The organism is Burkholderia sp. BCC1972, from assembly GCF_905339605.1.
In the GTDB taxonomy this organism is placed as follows: domain Bacteria; phylum Pseudomonadota; class Gammaproteobacteria; order Burkholderiales; family Burkholderiaceae; genus Burkholderia.
Window position 1 is genome coordinate 1 of sequence record NZ_CAJPGH010000070.1, and the last position, 1,290, is coordinate 1,290.

The 1,290-nt window shown below is 64.3% G+C and carries 1 protein-coding gene; it reads left to right on the plus strand.

Translation table 11 applies throughout. The annotated features are described in order from the left end of the window. The first annotated feature begins 196 nt into the window (after window positions 1-196). On the plus strand, window positions 197-1,186 hold the full coding sequence (locus tag U5798_RS36825) for an aliphatic sulfonate ABC transporter substrate-binding protein (protein ID WP_322084872.1): 990 nt from the start codon (window positions 197-199) through the stop codon (window positions 1,184-1,186). The last annotated feature ends 104 nt before the right edge of the window (window positions 1,187-1,290 follow it).

Here is a 1,290-nt window from a genome sequence, read left to right on the forward strand (position 1 = left end):
CTCGATTGATAAAAAAGGTCGGCTTCTAGCCGGCCTTTTTTCATTTTCAGCGCCCGTCTCGCGGAGCCGGCCACCGGCCCTTAGGCCCTTATGTCGGCCATTCCGATCGATAGCAGAATTAATCGTTTATCAATCGCCCTCCCCGTTGCTACGTTAGCCGCCTTGCTTTCAACGCATCCAACGAGGAGCACGACTCATGACGTCGATGAACCGCCGCGCATTCGCGCGCGCGATGCTGGCCGCAGGCCTCACTGTCGCGGGCGTACGGGCGCACGCGGAGAACGCGCCCGCCACGCTGCGCATCGGTTACCAGAAGTCGTCGACGCTCATCACGCTGCTGAAGACGCGCGGCACGCTCGAGCAGGCGCTGACACCGCTCGGCCTGCTCGTATCGTGGCATGAATTCGCGAGCGGATTGCCGCTTACCGAAGCGCTCAACGTCGGCGCCGTCGATTTCAGCGCCGACGTGGCCGATACGGTTCCGGTCTTCGCGCAGGCCGCGCATGCGCGCTTCGTGTACGTCGCGCAGGAAGCGCCTTCACCGAAAGCGCAGGCGATCGTCGTGAAGCAGGACAGCGCGCTGCACACGCTCGCCGATCTCAAAGGCAAGCGCATCGCGGTCACGAAAGCGGCTGGCAGCCACTACCTGCTGCTTGCCGCACTCGCACGCGCGAAGCTCACGCCCGCCGATGCGGCGATCCACTACCTGACGCCTGCAGACGGCCGTGCCGCATTCGAGCGCGGCAGCGTGGACGCATGGATCACGTGGGATCCCTATGTCGCATCGGTCGACCGAAATCCCGACGTGCGAATTCTGGCCGACGGCGACGGACTCGCGTCGTACCAGCGCTACTACCTCGCGTCGAGCAGTTTCGCCGCCGCGCGACCCGACGTCGTCCAGATCCTGTTCGACCAGTTGTCGCAAGCCGGCACGTGGCTGCGCGACCACCCGCAGGAAGCCGCGAACACGCTCGCGCCGATCTGGGGGCTCGACGCGGTAACGATCGCACGTGCGAATGCGCGACGCAGCTATCTCGTCCGCGCCGTGGTCGCGCAAAACTTCGGCGAACAACAGAAGATCGCCGACACCTTCCTCGCAGCCGGACTGCTGCCCGCTCGCGTCGATACGGGACAGGCTCAGCGCTGGAATTTCACGGCAAGGCGCGCGGAGCCGGTCGGCGCGTGAGTGCCTGCCACGCGCGGGGCGAATATTTTTATCACTTCGGATGAAATTGTGTTGACAGACTCCGCCGACACGCTAGAATAGCGGTCTTCGCACTGCAGCAAGCG

Coding starts and splice junctions, on each gene's coding strand:
- U5798_RS36825 (WP_322084872.1), top strand. CDS start 197: ATGACGTCGATGAACCGCCGCGCATTCGCGCGCGCGATGCTGGCCGCA.